The sequence below is a fragment of the Streptomyces sp. NPDC050560 genome (genome assembly GCF_044457285.1).
In the GTDB taxonomy this organism is placed as follows: Bacteria; Actinomycetota; Actinomycetes; order Streptomycetales; family Streptomycetaceae; genus Streptomyces.
This window is the reverse complement of sequence record NZ_JBITGT010000007.1, coordinates 268,765-283,028: the sequence shown is the minus strand read 5'-3', so window position 1 is coordinate 283,028 and position 14,264 is coordinate 268,765. Positions and strand designations below refer to the sequence as shown.

Below are 14,264 nucleotides of genomic sequence, written 5' to 3'. Positions count from 1 at the left end.
GTGGAAACAAGATGAATCCGAGCAGCGGAAGCACCAGGGGGGAGGAGGCACGCATGGGCAACCCCCCGGCATCGCAGAAGCCGGGCGCGTGGGTACGTGGGCCGAAGCCCCCGCAGCCGGCGCCCGCACAGCCGCGGCCCGCCCCGCGGCGTGACGCGAATCCGTCGGCGACGAGCGAGCACGGCCGCCCGGCTGCCCCGCGGACGACCGGCGGCGCCCCGGCCCACCCGGCACCTCGCGGGCCGCAGCCCCGCACCGGGGCTCCCGGCGGACGCACACCGTCCCCGGGAGCGGCGGCGCGGCAGCGGCAGCCGGAGGCCCCGGAAGCCACGGGCGTGCCGCCCGGGCGCCCGCCGCGGCGCGCCCAGCCGCCGGAGCGGTCGGGCCCACGCCCCCCTGCCCCGGCCGCCACCCCCGCACCCGCCGCCGCGAAGTCCCCGCCGGGACGCCGGCCCTCCCGTGGGCCGAAACCCGACGCGCGGGGGAGCGCACCCACCGGGAGCACCACGGCCGGGGGTGGCTCGGGCGGCACCGTCGGCTGGGTCAAGGCACACGGCGGGGCCGGTGCCACCTCCCTGACCGCGGCCATCGGGGGAGTCGACATCGGCGCCCGGTGGCCGAAGCCGGGGAAGGGCGAACCACGCCGTTTCATGATCGTGGGAAGGACCAGCGCGTCGGGCCTTCGCTCCGTCTCCCGGGTGCTGCGTGCCCTGGACGAGGGCAAGGCGCCGCCGCAGATCGAGCTGATCGGCGTGGTGCTCATCGCCGACGCGCCCGGGAGGCTCCCGCTGAGCCTGCTGCGCCGTATCCGGGTCATCCGCTCCGTCACCCATGTCCACCGGGTGCCGTGGATACCGGCATGGCGGCTCGGGGACGAGCCGCGGACCCTGCCACGTCAACTCGTCAGGCTCACCGAACTCGTGGGTGCCGACCTGAGCACGAAGGGCATGTGACATGACGTTGGCATCCCGTGCGTTCTGGCGGCTCGCCGCCTACTCGCCCCCCAAGGCGGACATCGGCTGGATCTTCGGCACCCTCTCCTGGTGCGCGTCAGCGGCGGGGGTCGCGGGACTGACCATCGTCGGCATCAAGATGTCGCTCCAACTGCGCCGCGGCGAGCCGGGCGAGGGGGGCGACCACTTCCGAGGTGTCTTCTACATCGTCCTGGCCTGTCTCGTGGCCACCTCGGCCGGTCCGCTCGTCACGTTCCTCGGCGATCTCTCGCTCCAGCCGCCGCAGAAGTGATGTGCCCCTGAGCCTCGTACCCCCTGACGCTTCACCCCCTCACTGTCAGCCGTCCCCCGCTCCCGCGTAGGCGGGGCGCCGAAATCCCCCGGAGACAAGCATGTCGCTCGTGACGTACCAGGCCGCCGCCTACAAGGCAGCCAACTACCTCGCCGCCGACCCCTTCAACGTCAAGAAGGACGCCCCGGACAAACTTGAGAACAAGGTCAACCTGGTCCTGGGCATCGCCGCCTGGGCCGGCACCGCCGCCGGTGTCGCCGGAGTGCTGATCACCGGCGCGATGATGGCCGTCTCCCTCAAGCGGGGCGAGAGTTCCGAGCACATGAGCCGTCTGGGCATGGTGCTCGGGGGCTGTGTCCTGGTGGCCACCGCGGGGCCCCTGGTGCAGTTCGTCTTCAACTAGGCCGCACTGTGGCGATCTTCAAACGCCGGGAGAAGCCGGTCGAGGAGCCGAAGCCCTACTGGCAGCAGCGCAGTTGGCGGATGTCAGCGGGTTTCCTCGGCATCGTGGTGGTCGCGGGCGCGGCCACCGCCCTCACCTCGGGTGGCGATACCGTCAAGTCCGCCGACGACTCCCGGCCCCAGGAAAGCGCGGCGGTGGCCAAGGGGCCGCTGTCGGGCCCCCTCGTGGACAACGGACGCCCCCGGGACTGCCACACCGACGACAGCGGCGGGTCGACGGTCCCGAAGAGCGCGCCCAAGGACGTCGTATGGCGGAGCCTGGGCGCCGCCCAGGTGCCCGTCTCGTCCTCGGCGGGACCCAAGCAGCGGGAGGGGACCCCGTGGTGGTGCTTCGCACACACCCCCATGGGGGCGGTCGAGGCCGCCGTGATCATCCCCTCCCAGGCCAGCGGGTCCGGCTGGCGCCAGGTCAGCCGGGAGCAACTCGTCGCAGGGAGCGGCCGTGACCAGTTCGAGAAGGATCGCGAGTACGAGTCGGACATCGACGGTCCCGACGACGTGGACGCCGGGTCCCTGGGCTACTACGCCGGTTTCGCCGTGCTCTCCTACCAGGACGAGGCGGCCACGGTGAAGCTGCTCATCAAGAGCGATGTCGGCGGTCTCACCGGCACCACGACCGTCCACCTGCGGTGGGACCGGGGCGACTGGAAGGTGCAGCCGTCCGGCGGTGGCGAGCTGTTCTCGGCCATCGACTACACCGCGAACACCAACGGCTTCATCATGTGGGGAGACTGACGTGGCGGCGGGATGTAATGCCGACAACCCGATCGTCGGTTTCTTCAAGTTCCTCGGCAACCCCATCGGAACCATCCTCGAAGCGATCGCCAACGCCGTGCTCAAGGCCGCCGTGGACATCTACGGCGCCATGGCCACCAGCATCCCGACGCTCGGGACCAGCACGGTGACCTCGGAGGAGGTCAGCAGCGAGACAAGATGGATCGTGGTCTATACGGCGGTCGGATCACTGATCTACGCCGCCATCCGCATGGCGCTGGAGCGGCGCGGGGAAGGCGGGACGGTCGCGCTCAAGGGCATCCTGCGGGTCGTGCTCATCTCCGGCGGGGCCACCACGATCGTCACCGCCGCCGCGAGCATCGCCGACGACTACAGCCAGTACCTGTGGAAGGCGGGAGCCGAGCGGGCGCTGAACGAGGTCGGCAACGCGTGCAACAAGGGCGGCACCGACCCGATCACACCCATCCTCCTGCTGATCCTCGCCTTCCTCCTGCTCATCGCCGCGATCATCCACACGATCCTGCTGTACATCCGCCTCGGCGTGATGATCGTGATGCTGGGCACCCTCCCGATGGCCGCCGCGGCCTCGATGACGCAGTGGGGAGGCGGCTGGTGGCGCAAGCACATCGGCTGGATGATCGCCTGGCTCTTGTACAAACCCGCGGCCGCCCTCGTGATGTTCGCGGGGCTGGCCATGATCCACAACGGTGAGAAAGGCGACCACGGCCAGCCCATCAACGTCCGTATCGCCGGTATCGGCGTCATGCTGCTGGCCGCCGTGGCCCTGCCCGCGCTCCTGAAGCTCATCGTGCCCGCGACCGCCGCCCTCGGCGGGGGCTCCGCCATGTCGGGCGGGATATCCGACTCGGCACACAGCATGGCGAGCGGCGCCCGCTCGCTCGGCAGCGGTGGCGGAGGTGCCTCAGGCGGCGGCGGTGCCCCCGCCGGTCCCCGGGGCGCCTCCGGTTCCCGCGGATCGGGCGGCGGCGGAGGATCGGACGGAGGCTCCGGGCCGGGCGGGAAGTCCGGCGGTTCGGGCGCGTCCGGCGCGGGGAAGGCCGGTGCGGCCGGTGCGGCCGGTGTCGTGGCCGGAGTGGCCGGAGCCGCGGCGGCCGGAGCGGCCAAGGCGGTCAAGATCGCCGGGAAGACCGCGGCGCACTCGGTGGACGGCGCGGACGGTGCGCGCGGCCACAACGACAGCGGCCACCACGGCTGAACCCAGGGGGTGTTGCGAAGTCCGCCGACAGGCCACGCCACTGTCGCCGCACCCCCTGCCCGCCGCGCCCCGCGCGGCACCCAGACCGCCGCCGGGCTCCCGCTCCCCCGCCGTGAGCCCGGCGGCATCCCGCCCGTCCGGGGCCTGTAGACCACGTCGTCACGTCCAGAAGGGAAAACGGACCACATGTCCACGGAAGCCGTCTCACGCCCGACATACGGAAACTGGCGCAGGCCGAGGCGGCCAGGGCTCGGGCCCCTCGGACTCATCGGCACCTTCGGTGTCTTCGGCGGTCTCGTCGTCGTCCTGCTCGCGTCGCTGATCTCGCTGTACGCGGCGCTGGTCCTGGCCGTGCCCATCATCGCCGTACTGACGCCGCTCACCATCCGCACCCAGGACGGCCGTAACGCCTACCAGATGGTGACGTTGCGTATCGGCTGGTGGCGGCGGAAGTCCAAGGGCGCCCACCTCTACGTCTCGGGCCCGCTGTCCAGCCGCCCCGGCGGCCGCTACCGGCCGCCCGGCCTCCTCAACAAGGTCACCGCGAGCGAGAGCAGGGACGCCTACGACCGGTCCTTCGGCGTCCTGCACCACCCGGCCCGCAACCTGTACACCATCGTCCTCGGCTGCGAGCCCGACGGCGGCGCCCTCGTCGACCCCGACCAGGTGGACGTCTGGGTGGCGCTGTGGGGCGAGTGGCTGTCGCGGCTCGCACACGAGCCGGGACTGCGCGGCGCCTCGGTGATCGTCGAGACCGCTCCCGACACGGGAACCCGGCTCGCCCACGAGATCCTGCCCCGTATCAAGGACGACGCCCCCACGGCCGCCAAGGAAGTGATGGAAGAGGTCGTCGAGCGCTATCCGACCGCGTCCTCCGAGATGCACACCTACATCACGCTGACGTACGGCGTGCCCGGCGGCCAGAAGCGGCCCAAGGAGGAGGTCATCGCCGACCTCGCGGTCCGCGTCCCCGGCCTGCTCAACGGGCTTGTCGCGGCCGGCGGCGGCTCGGCCTACCCGCTGTCGGCCGAGCGGATCGCCGAGGTCGTCCGGGTCGCCTACGACCCCGCGGTCGCCGCCGACGTCCTCAACGCCCGCGCGGAGGAGGGCGGCACGGGCCTTGAGTGGGACGACGCGGGCCCGGCCGCCACACTGGAGACGGTCGGCAACTACCAGCACGACTCCGGCGTCTCCCGGACCTGGCTGATGACCCTGGCACCCCGCGGCACCGTGCGCTCCTCCGTGCTCCGGGGCATGCTGGAGGCCGCGCCAGGCACCCGCCGCAAGCGCGTGGCGCTCGTGTACCGGCCCATCGACCCCGCCACCTCGGCCAGGATCGTCGAACAGGACCGGCGCAGCGCCCAGTTCATGGCGACATCGGGGCGCGGCATGGTGCAGGCACGCGCCGCCTCCGAGATGCGGGCGGCCGAACAGACCGCGACGGAGGAGGCGTCGGGCGCGGGCCTCGTGGAGTTCTCGCTGATGCTGACGATCACCGTCGACAGCGTCGCGGAACTGGCCGACGCGAGCGTCGCCGTGCGCAACCTGACGGCCGCCTCCCGGGTGCTGATGCGCCCCGCGGACCGGATGCAGGCCGCGGCGTTCAGCTGCACCCTGCCCACCGGCATCCTCCCGTGGGAGCAGACGCTGATCCCGAACGAACTCCAGGAGGCGCTGTGAGCAGCCGGGGCGATCAGAAGAGAGCGGAGCGGGCCGACCGGCTGGCCGAGGAGAAGGCGTACAAGGCGCTCATCACCGGAGTGCCGGAACACCTCGGGTACCCCGACGCCGACAAGGCGAAGGGGAAGGGCAAGAAGCAGGCCGCGCGGAAGAGCGGCAAGAGCAAGCCACCGGCCAAGCCCAGGGAGCCGTTCGTCCCCCCGCACGGCTGGTACGGGCCCGGCGGAGGGCGCGTCGGCTATCTGGACCCGCCGACCATGTGGCGTGCCACCACCGTGCAGGCGTGCGGCATGTGGCCGTTCGCCGCGGGCTCCGGCTCCCCCATGTCCGGTGTGCCCCTGGGGCAGCACCTGTTCACCGGCGCCACGGTGTGCGGCGATCCGCTGAGCTGGTTCACCCGCGCCCGCTACATCTCCAACCCCTCCCTGTTCATGCTCGGCATGCCGGGCCTCGGCAAGTCCACCCTGGTCAACCGGATGCTGATCGGGCTCGCCGCGACCGGGGTCGTGCCGCTCGTCCTCGGCGACCTCAAGCCGGACTACGCGGACACCGTCCGCGCGCTCGGCGGCCAGGTGATCTCCATCGCCCGCGGCCGCGGCGGCATCAACGTCCTCGACCCGGGCGCCATGGGCACCGCCGCCATGAAGATCGGTGGCGACGCGGGGGACATGCTGCGGGCGGAGGCACACGGCCGGGTCCTGAACATGGTGGCCGCGCTGATCACCATCGTCCGCGGCAGCGCCATGGGCGACCACGAGCAGTCGGTGCTCTCGGCCGTCCTCCACCACCTGCGGGAGCGGACTCCCCCGGGGCGCGCCGTGCTCCTGCCCGACGTGCTGCGGGTGCTGCACGAGGGCCCGCCCAGGGTGCGCGCCGTCACCCTGGACCGGGGCGAGGAGTCCCGCTACCGGGACGCGGTCGACCCGCTGCACCGCTCCCTGCTCGGCATCCTGGACGGGCCGCTCGGGGACACCTTCGCCTCCGAGACGTCCACGCACATCGACCCCGACGCGCCGGCGGTGTGCATCGACATCTCCGGCATCGGCGAGGCCGACACCCAGCTCACCGCGGCCGCGATGCTCGCGGCCTGGTCCGACGGGCTCGGCACGGTGGCCGCGTCGCACGCTCTCGCGGACGCCGGGCTCGCCCCGCGGCGCTGGTTCTTCACCGTGCTCGACGAGCTGTGGCGCCCGCTGCGCGCCGCGTCCGGCATCGTCGACCGTATCGACGCGCTGACCCGCCTCAACCGCTCGCTCGGCCTCGGCGACGCGAAGATCACCCACACCCTCAAGGACGCCGAGGCGCTCGGCACCGACGCCGACCGCGCCAAGGCGCGCGGCTTCGTGGAACGGGCCGGCATGGTGGCGTGCGCGGGACTCCCGAAGGCCGAGATGGAGGACCTGGGCAAGGTGGTCGGTCTGTCGCGGCGCGAGATCGAACTCGTGTCGTCGTGGTCCTCGCCGCCCGGCTGGGGTGTGACGGGCGAGGACGAGGAGCCGCCGGGCCGCGGCCGGTTCCTCATCAAGGTCGGTGGCCGCCCGGGCATCCCCATCAGGGTCGCCATCACGGACGCGGAGCGCCGGCTGCACAACACCAACCAGCGCTGGACACCCAACGAGGTGGCCACGGAACAGGTCCTGGAGCAGATGACGAACGAGGTCGCGAGGGCCGCGGAAGAAGGCCCCCCGCATCTGCGCCTCCCCGTCGACGACGGCGAGGGCCCCGCCGAGACGAGGTGGACGGCGTGAAGGGCGGTGGCGGCCGGGACATCCACGAGCAACTGCCGTTGGTCATCGCCGCGGCGATCGGCGGTGTCATCGCGCTGTTCGCGGTGGCCTGGGCCGGAGGCACCCTCGGCGCCGGCCTCAGCGGGCACTCCTTCGAGGCGCCGCCGTTCGCCATGTCCACCCTCAGCGCGATGGCGGGCGACCCCGGCGCGCCATGGGCACCGGCACCCGCGGCCGCCGTGTACGCGGGCATGGTGGGCCTGCTGGCGGTCATCGTGGTACCGGTGTTCTTCCTCCTCCGGCGCCTCACCGGCTTCGGCGGGAAGACCAAGGGGCTCGCGGGCAGCCGCGAGCTTGCCGCCCTCTGCCCGAAGGGCATCACGGCGCGGGCCCGTGAGCTGCGCCCCACGCTGGCCGGCCGCACCAAGCTGCACCCGGACGAGACGGGCAACCTCCTCGGCGACCTCTCGCCCCGGGGCCCCGAACTGCGCAGCAGCTACGAGGACGTGGAACTCGACCTGATGGCGCCGCGGGCCGGCAAGTCCACCGGCATCGCGGTCCCCCGGGTGCTGCGCGCCCAGGGCGCGGTCCTGCTCACGTCCAACAAGTCAGACGTGTTCGCGGTCACCCGCGCGGAACGCGCGAAGGTCGGCAAGGTGTGGGTCTTCGACCCGCAGGGCATCGCGCACTCCCGGCGCGCCATGTGGTGGGACCTGCTCGGCGAGTGCCACACCGTCGAGAGCGCCCGCCGCCTCGCGGGGCACTTCGTGGCGTCCGTCAACGACGACACCGCGAAGAAGGACTTCTGGATCTCCGCGGCCCAGAACACCCTCACGGCCCTCTTCCTCGCCGCGGGCCGCGGCCACGCCTCCGTGCGCGACCTGCTCGGCTGGCTGGCGGACCCGGCCGACCGCACCCCGGTCGACCTGCTGCGGGACGCGGGACTGCCCGCGATGGCCGACCAGTTGCAGGGCACCGTCCGTGGCGCGGTCGAGACCCGGGACGGCATCTACGAGACCGCCCGGCAGACCGTGTCGTGCCTCCTCGACCCGGAGATCCTCGCCTGGGTCACACCCGACCCCAGGCGGCCCCAGTTCCGCCCGGACCGGCATGTCCTCGGAACGGACACCCTGTACCTGCTCTCGAAGGACGGCGGCGGTTCCGCGGCCGGTGTCATCGCGGGTATCGCGGACGCCACGATGCGGGCGGGCGTGGTCGCCGCCGAGCGCATGGGCGGCCGCCTCGACCCCCCGCTGACCGCCGTGCTCGACGAGGCGGCCAACGTGTGCCGCATCTCCGACCTGCCCGACCTCTACTCCCACTTCGGCTCCCGGGGAATCAACGTGGTGACGCTGCTCCAGAGTTACCGCCAGGGCGCACGGGTGTGGGGGGACGTGGGGATGGACGCGCTGTGGAGCGCCGCCACCATCAAGCTCCTCGGCGCGGGACTCGACGACGCCGACTTCGTGCAGAAGATATCGACGCTCGTCGGCCAGCAGGACGTCCGCACCCCCTCCATCTCCCGCGGCAAGGAGGGCACTTCGCGCTCATACTCCTACCGTCTCGACCCGGTCCTGCCGCCCGACCGCATCCGCGCCCTGCCCAAGGGCACCGCGCTCCTGCTCGCCACCGGGGTCAAGCCCGCCCTGATCCGGCTGCGGCCCTGGTACAAGGAGCCGGGCGCCGCCGCGATATCGGCCGCGGCGAAGGCGGAGACGGCGGCCATCACGAAGCGCGCCGCGCGTCGTCTCACGGGCGGTGTGTCCTTCGACAAGCCGGGCGCCGACCGCGACACCGCGCAGGCGTGACGCGGTTCCCGCTCAGGAGACCAGCCTGGTCCCGAGGGCGAACACCAGCGACGAGGAGAGGAACCAGCCGAACGACGGGCCCAGCAGATGCCGCGTCAGCCACAGGCGCGCGGTGGAAGGCCGGTTCCTGAGGTAGACCACGCGTACCGGGCCGCCGATGGCGGGCAGTCCGCACAGTGCCCCGTACCAGCCGGGGTCGAAGACGAACGTGCGCCCGAGGCTGTCGGGGAACTCCACGAGACCGCCGCGCCGGCCGTCGGACGGCCTCCTGGGGGTGACGACACCCTGGGTGAGCAGCCCCCTGACGACCAGCCGTGCGACTCTCGCGAGGGAGCGGAAGGCGAGGAGCAGACAGCCGAGGCCGAACCCCGTACACAGTGCGAGCAGCAGCAACTTCGCGCCCATCTGGACCCCTTCGGCAACCGGCGTCTTCCGCAGGGACAACGGCCGGTGGCATACCCAGGTTCATCTCTTTGAACCGCCCGTCACGTGACGACGTTGTGAGGGCGATCCACGCTCCGCGACCGCGGACGGCGGTGTCCAGGAAAGGAGATCCGTGCGATGAGACGGACTCTGCGCGTGCGCGGGCCCCGAGCAGCGGCCATGGCCACCCTGGCGTGCGCCCTGACGGTGACGGCCCAGCACCCCGCGCACGCCGAGCCCAGGACCCTCCCGGAGGTGCGTGCCGAGCTGAAGGACCTGTATCACGACGCCGAGGTGGCGACCGACAAGTACAACGCCGCCGACGAGAAGGTGAAGAAGGAGACGAAGCACCTCAAGTCGTTGAAGTCCCAGGTCGAGGCGGCGGACAAGAAGCTGGCCAAGCTCACCTCGGCGGCGGGGGCCGCCGCCCGCGCCCAGTACCGCAACGGCGGTGTGCCCGTGGTGGTGCAGATCGCCGCCGCGAGCGACCCGGCGCACGTGCTGGACAACACCTCGCTCGCCCACCAGGCCCAGCAGTCCACCCTGAGCGTCGTCAAGGCCCTCACGAAGACCCGCGAGCAGCGCAGCGCCGACGCCGACGACGCCACCGAAGAACTGGGCCGTCTCAAGGACGACCGGCGGGCCAAGGACAAGCACCGCAAGACGGTCAAGGACCACATCAGCTCCGCGCAACTGCTCGAAGCCAGCCTCGCCGAGAAGCAGCGCCGCGAACTGGACGCCCTGGACGACCAGGAGAGCAAGGACAACCAGAAGAAGTGGGAGGACAGCGGCGTCCTCGACCACGTCGGCACCGACGCGACCGCGGCGGGGAAGAAGGCGATCGCCTACGCGACCGCGCAGCTCGGCAAGCCGTACGTCTGGGGCGCGGTGGGGCCCGGCTCCTTCGACTGCTCCGGGCTCACCTCCCAGGCGTGGCTGGCCGCCGGCGAGTCCATCCCCCGCACCTCGCAGGAGCAGTGGCGCCAGCTCACCCATGTCCCGGTCGACAAGATGCGCCCCGGCGACCTGATCATCTACTTCTCCGACGCCAGCCATGTCGCGCTCTACGTCGGCGACGGCCAGATCATCGAGGCCCCGCGCCCGGGCCGCTGGGTGACGGTGGCCCCGGCAGGGTCCATGGAGATCCTGGGGGCGGTGCGGCCGGACGCGTAGGGCGGCGGGCGAACGTTGAACCCACGGGCGTTCGGGGGCCGTTGTGTGTGAAGACTGGGTGCCAGCAGGACCTCATCGAGGGAGGAGGGCGGCACTCGTATTCCGATCCGGGTTCACCGTTCCGTGTGAGAGAGGAAGGATCTGAGTAATGCCGCAGCACCCGTACTATCCCGACCCCAGCTATCAGGCTTACGGCGACGATCAGCAACAGCAGCCTGCTGCCGGTCCGTCCGACTACCTTGAGCGGCAGCGGGCCCAGGCGCAGGCTCTCACTGCCGCCTATGCACGGCAACAGCAGCCGCAGCAGTACCCGTCGTACGGGGGCGGTCAGCCGCAGCAGTACCCGTCCAGCCTCGGTCAGTTGCCGCCCCACCAGGAATACGTCGAACCGCCGCAACGGAGGCGTTCGTCCGGGCCCGGTCGGGACGGGCAGGACCACGTGGACGGCGGTTATAGGTCTGGTGAGGAGAGCGACCACTCCAGCAACCACTCCCAGGTCTCGGTGACGAGCGAGACGGGGCACACGTATACCTCCCTCTCCGTCGACGTCGACCCCTACTCGGGCACGGTGGTGAGGACCCAGGAGGTGGGTTCACAGTCCCCTCCGAGTCTGAGTCCGCCCGGTTCGGACTGGGCGCACAACCCCGAGACAGGCAACTTCGTCTCTTGGGAGCCCACCAACTCGGGCGACGCAGTCAATGTCCGGGTGTCTGCGGGGGGCCCGTCGAAGTGGAAGGTCGCGGACTGGTTCGACGCCAAGTTCGCCCGTGAGCTGGCAGGCATGGCGCTGCAGGCCATCGGAAAGGGAGTGGGGATCGATTACCCCCGCTGGGGACAAATAGTCGAGGCGGGAGGAGGGCTCCTTCCGGTTGTCGACCACATGAAGACCGGGGTGCAAGGGGCGTATGACGCATTTCATAAGGAGCCTTACGGGAAAAGGCGAGCAGCCGCCGGTTTTGGAGCCATCGTCGGACCTGCAATCTCGTTCGGGACCAGCTTCGTGGCGCCCTCGAAGACCTCGACTTTCCTGTCGTACGGCGGTGCCATCGGCGGAGCCGTTTCCGCAGTTGCGGGCCGCAACCTACCGGAACGCGAGAGGCCGCAACCCAGGAGGACCAGCGACATAGAGCAAGCCATGGGTGAGCGGAACCCGGACAGGGAGAGGCGCGAAAGGCCCGAAAGGCGCGAAAGGCGCGAAAGGCAGGAGCGGCGGTCCCAGCCGGGGGAGGAGCGCACAAGGCGGGCTGCCGCTGCCGCCGCCGCGATGCGCCCCGCTCCGGGAGTCCCCTCCCCGGGGCCCGGGGGCCTCGTGCGCTCGGGCACGTCGACGTCGTTGTACGACCCGGCAACGCAGAGTCCGACGGCTCTCCGCCGCCGCACCACCCTGGGCGGTCCCGGCCAGGGCGGCGGCAACGATTACATGACCCAGGGCGGGGGGAAAACCCCGGACCGCAGCAGCCGGAGCAGCCGGAGCAGCCGCGGGTGATGGCGGCCCCGGCGGGAGCACCGCTCAGCGGGCTCCCGTGCCTCCCGCGGTGCGGCCGCTCTTCGTTCCCGCTTCTCCCCATCCGCCATTCCGACTGAGAGAAAAGGTGTCTCACCATGACGGCAGCCGCCGAGGCGCCCGGAGGGTCCGACGCGGCCACCGCCCCCGACGAGCAGGACGCTCCCGAGGAGCGGAGCGACCCGCAGCCACCCCCGTTCATTCTCTACCAGGACGGCCCGGCCTACGGTGAGGCGCTGCACCGCCTCACCCTCTGGGTCAGGCACCTCCTGCTGCCCGTCTACGGCAGAGAGGTCACTTCCAACGCCCCGTGGTGCACCCGCTGGTGGTTGCACCCCGAGGCCGTGGCACAGCTCTACGGGCTGTGGATGGCCTGGCAGGGCCTCACCGGTGACGACGGGGGCCTCGCGGGGCCCGCCATGTGGCACCGCGACTACCTGGGCCCCGTCATGACTTCGCTGCGCGATCCCGGCGGTCCCTTCGCCGGGTGCAAGGCGGGGGCTCATCGGGACAAGGAGGCGCCGGGGATGGATCCGTTCACGGACTGACCCCGGCCCTCCCGACCCTCCATCAACACCCCCACAGGAAGGCACACTTCTCATGCCAAGGCCACCATGGCTGGAAGCGCTCGGCAGACCACTCGCGTATCTGAAGTCACACCGGCGCGTCTCCCTCCTGCTCGCCCTCATCATGGTCGTCGGCGGTGTGTCGGGCACCGCCGTCGCGATCCAGGGTCAGGGCCAGGACATCAACAGTGAGTCGGCCGCCGCCACCGGCGACCACACCCTCACCTTCAAGAACGACACCGGCCACAAGATCTGGATAGGCAGCCGGGTCAACGCCGACGGGTCGAAGCTGCCGGGAAACCTGCCGGCGCTCGACCCCGACAAGTCCGCCACGATCACCATCCCCGAGCACGAGGCGCCCGGCTACTGGCGTGGCACCTTCTTCGCCCGGCAGGGGTGCGAGGGCCAGAGCGGCAACGGCTTCCACTGCGCGGTGGGCGACTGCGGCCAGTTCGCCGACCACTGCGAGACGGGCCAACAGCCCACCGGACTCGCGGAGTTCAACTTCGATCCCAATGACCCCGGAAAAGCCTGGTACGACGTCAGCTACGTCGACGGCGTCGCCGAGGCGATCACCATCACTCCCAACGACGTCGCGGCGGCAGCCGGGCAGGAGTGTCAGGTGTCGGGATGTGTGAAGAACTTCCTCGCCACCTGTCCCAAGGACAACCTGGCGGCCGACGGGCGGGTGTGCATCAGCCCGTTCAGGGACGGGCACACCCCGTACAGTGACGCGGTCACCAAGCAGTGCCCGACCGCGTACTCCTGGTCCAAGCAGGACGCCGAGCCCGGCAACCACGTCATGCCCAACTGCACCAAGTGCAACGGCATGACCGTGACCTTCCACGAGCCGGGGCACCAGGAGTCCAAGCCCCTGCCGCCGAAGAAGAAGACCCCGCTGAAGCCGGTCGTCAAGAAGCCCCGGAAGGCTCCCAAGCCCCCGGCCAAGAAGCCCATGCCGCCCACCCGCAAGGGCATCAGCCTGAACGCGGTCGACGGTGCCACGCAGGCACTCGACAACTCGGGTTCGATCTGGTTCTACAACTACTCCTCCACCAAGGGCTCCTTCCAGGTGCCGAAGGGGACCGAGTACGTCCCCATGGTCTGGGGTCCCGGCTCGGTCACCGACAAGGAACTCGGCCGGGCCAAGAAGGAGGGCAAGGTGCTGCTCGGCTTCAACGAGCCTGACTCGTCCTCGCAGGCCAACATCAGCCCGCAGAAGGCCCTGGACCTGTGGCCGCGGTTGCAGTCCACCGGCATGACGCTGGGAGCGCCCGCGGTGTCCCACGACGCCGACAAGGCGGGCGGCTGGCTCGACCAGTTCATGAAGGGTGCGGCCAAGCGCCATCTGCGCGTGGACTTCATCCCGCTGCACTGGTACGGCGGTGACTTCGGCCCGGACGCGGCGAACCAGCTCCGTTCGTACCTCCAGTCCGTCTACAACCGCTACCACAAGCCGATCTGGCTCACCTCGTACGGACTGGCGGACTACTCGGGAGCCCAGCCGCGGTTCCCGAACCAGCAGCAGCAGTCCGACTTCATCAAGGCATCCATCAAGATGATGGACGGGCTCGGCTACGTGAAGCGCTATGCGTGGTCGACGCTCTCCACCAAGACCAACCCGATGGGCCTGTACGACGGCGCCAAGGCGAACCCCAGCGGACAGGTGTTCCGGTCCGTGTTCTGAGAGACGGGTGGGAGGCGGGCGCCGATCCGCCTCCCACC

At 71.1% G+C, this 14,264-nt stretch carries 13 protein-coding genes; 12 read left to right on the top strand and 1 reads right to left on the bottom strand.

Annotation, left to right across the window (positions count from 1 at the left end; genetic code table 11):
* The first annotated feature begins 650 nt into the window (after positions 1-650).
* From ACIBIW_RS18315 to ACIBIW_RS18280, 8 genes are all read left to right on the top strand, one after another.
* Positions 651-953 (top strand): hypothetical protein, encoded by a 303-nt coding sequence (locus tag ACIBIW_RS18315; protein WP_399337264.1) that lies wholly within the window; start codon positions 651-653, stop codon positions 951-953.
* A gap of 1 nt (position 954) precedes the next feature.
* Positions 955-1,245, top strand: a complete 291-nt coding sequence (locus ACIBIW_RS18310) for a hypothetical protein (protein ID WP_399337262.1) — start codon at positions 955-957, stop codon at positions 1,243-1,245.
* A 100-nt stretch (positions 1,246-1,345) separates the two neighbouring features.
* Entirely contained in the window at positions 1,346-1,648 is a 303-nt protein-coding gene (locus ACIBIW_RS18305) for a hypothetical protein (RefSeq protein WP_399337260.1), read from the top strand.
* A gap of 8 nt (positions 1,649-1,656) precedes the next feature.
* Positions 1,657-2,442, top strand: coding sequence for a hypothetical protein (locus tag ACIBIW_RS18300; protein ID WP_399337259.1), 786 nt, complete (start codon positions 1,657-1,659; stop codon positions 2,440-2,442).
* A gap of 1 nt (position 2,443) precedes the next feature.
* Positions 2,444-3,658 carry a hypothetical protein gene (locus ACIBIW_RS18295; protein WP_399337257.1) on the top strand — a complete coding sequence of 405 codons (1,215 nt, stop codon included), beginning with the start codon at positions 2,444-2,446 and terminating at the stop codon, positions 3,656-3,658.
* Between the two features lie 186 nt (positions 3,659-3,844).
* Positions 3,845-5,338, top strand: coding sequence for an SCO6880 family protein (locus ACIBIW_RS18290; RefSeq protein WP_399337255.1), 1,494 nt, complete (start codon positions 3,845-3,847; stop codon positions 5,336-5,338).
* A gap of 257 nt (positions 5,339-5,595) precedes the next feature.
* Positions 5,596-7,086 carry an ATP/GTP-binding protein gene (locus tag ACIBIW_RS18285; RefSeq protein WP_399337611.1) on the top strand — a complete coding sequence of 497 codons (1,491 nt, stop codon included), beginning with the start codon at positions 5,596-5,598 and terminating at the stop codon, positions 7,084-7,086.
* Entirely contained in the window at positions 7,074-8,873 is a 1,800-nt protein-coding gene (locus ACIBIW_RS18280; RefSeq protein ID WP_399337253.1) for a type IV secretory system conjugative DNA transfer family protein, read from the top strand. Before ACIBIW_RS18285 ends, ACIBIW_RS18280 begins: the two co-directional genes overlap by 13 nt.
* 12 nt (positions 8,874-8,885) lie before the next feature.
* Here the strand turns inward: ACIBIW_RS18280 and ACIBIW_RS18275 are convergent, their stop codons facing one another.
* A complete protein-coding gene (locus tag ACIBIW_RS18275; RefSeq protein ID WP_399337251.1) occupies positions 8,886-9,278 on the bottom strand; it encodes a DUF3592 domain-containing protein in 393 nt (130 codons plus the stop codon).
* Positions 9,279-9,434: 156 nt separating this feature from the next.
* Here ACIBIW_RS18275 and ACIBIW_RS18270 point away from each other — a divergent pair, with 156 nt between their 5' ends.
* The 4 genes from ACIBIW_RS18270 (at position 9,435) to ACIBIW_RS18255 (ending at position 14,226) form a co-directional block, all read left to right on the top strand.
* On the top strand, positions 9,435-10,469 hold the full coding sequence (locus tag ACIBIW_RS18270) for a C40 family peptidase (RefSeq protein WP_399337249.1): 1,035 nt from the start codon (positions 9,435-9,437) through the stop codon (positions 10,467-10,469).
* 148 nt (positions 10,470-10,617) lie between these two features.
* Positions 10,618-11,955 carry a hypothetical protein gene (locus tag ACIBIW_RS18265; RefSeq protein WP_399337247.1) on the top strand — a complete coding sequence of 446 codons (1,338 nt, stop codon included), beginning with the start codon at positions 10,618-10,620 and terminating at the stop codon, positions 11,953-11,955.
* A 116-nt stretch (positions 11,956-12,071) separates the two neighbouring features.
* Entirely contained in the window at positions 12,072-12,521 is a 450-nt protein-coding gene (locus ACIBIW_RS18260) for a DUF4913 domain-containing protein (protein WP_399337245.1), read from the top strand.
* A 52-nt stretch (positions 12,522-12,573) separates the two neighbouring features.
* Positions 12,574-14,226, top strand: coding sequence for a glycosyl hydrolase (locus tag ACIBIW_RS18255; RefSeq protein WP_399337243.1), 1,653 nt, complete (start codon positions 12,574-12,576; stop codon positions 14,224-14,226).
* The last annotated feature ends 38 nt before the right edge of the window (positions 14,227-14,264 follow it).

What these genes read in the sequence shown, in the direction of transcription:
- ACIBIW_RS18260 (WP_399337245.1), top strand. Translation starts at nt 12,072, where the DNA reads ATGACGGCAGCCGCCGAGGCGCCCGGAGGGTCCGACGCGGCCACCGCC.
- ACIBIW_RS18285 (WP_399337611.1), top strand. Translation starts at nt 5,596, where the DNA reads ATGTGGCGTGCCACCACCGTGCAGGCGTGCGGCATGTGGCCGTTCGCC.
- ACIBIW_RS18310 (WP_399337262.1), top strand. Translation starts at nt 955, where the DNA reads ATGACGTTGGCATCCCGTGCGTTCTGGCGGCTCGCCGCCTACTCGCCC.
- ACIBIW_RS18290 (WP_399337255.1), top strand. Translation starts at nt 3,845, where the DNA reads ATGTCCACGGAAGCCGTCTCACGCCCGACATACGGAAACTGGCGCAGG.
- ACIBIW_RS18315 (WP_399337264.1), top strand. Translation starts at nt 651, where the DNA reads ATGATCGTGGGAAGGACCAGCGCGTCGGGCCTTCGCTCCGTCTCCCGG.
- ACIBIW_RS18265 (WP_399337247.1), top strand. Translation starts at nt 10,618, where the DNA reads ATGCCGCAGCACCCGTACTATCCCGACCCCAGCTATCAGGCTTACGGC.
- ACIBIW_RS18305 (WP_399337260.1), top strand. Translation starts at nt 1,346, where the DNA reads ATGTCGCTCGTGACGTACCAGGCCGCCGCCTACAAGGCAGCCAACTAC.
- ACIBIW_RS18270 (WP_399337249.1), top strand. Translation starts at nt 9,435, where the DNA reads ATGAGACGGACTCTGCGCGTGCGCGGGCCCCGAGCAGCGGCCATGGCC.
- ACIBIW_RS18255 (WP_399337243.1), top strand. Translation starts at nt 12,574, where the DNA reads ATGCCAAGGCCACCATGGCTGGAAGCGCTCGGCAGACCACTCGCGTAT.
- ACIBIW_RS18275 (WP_399337251.1), bottom strand. Translation starts at nt 9,278, where the DNA reads ATGGGCGCGAAGTTGCTGCTGCTCGCACTGTGTACGGGGTTCGGCCTC.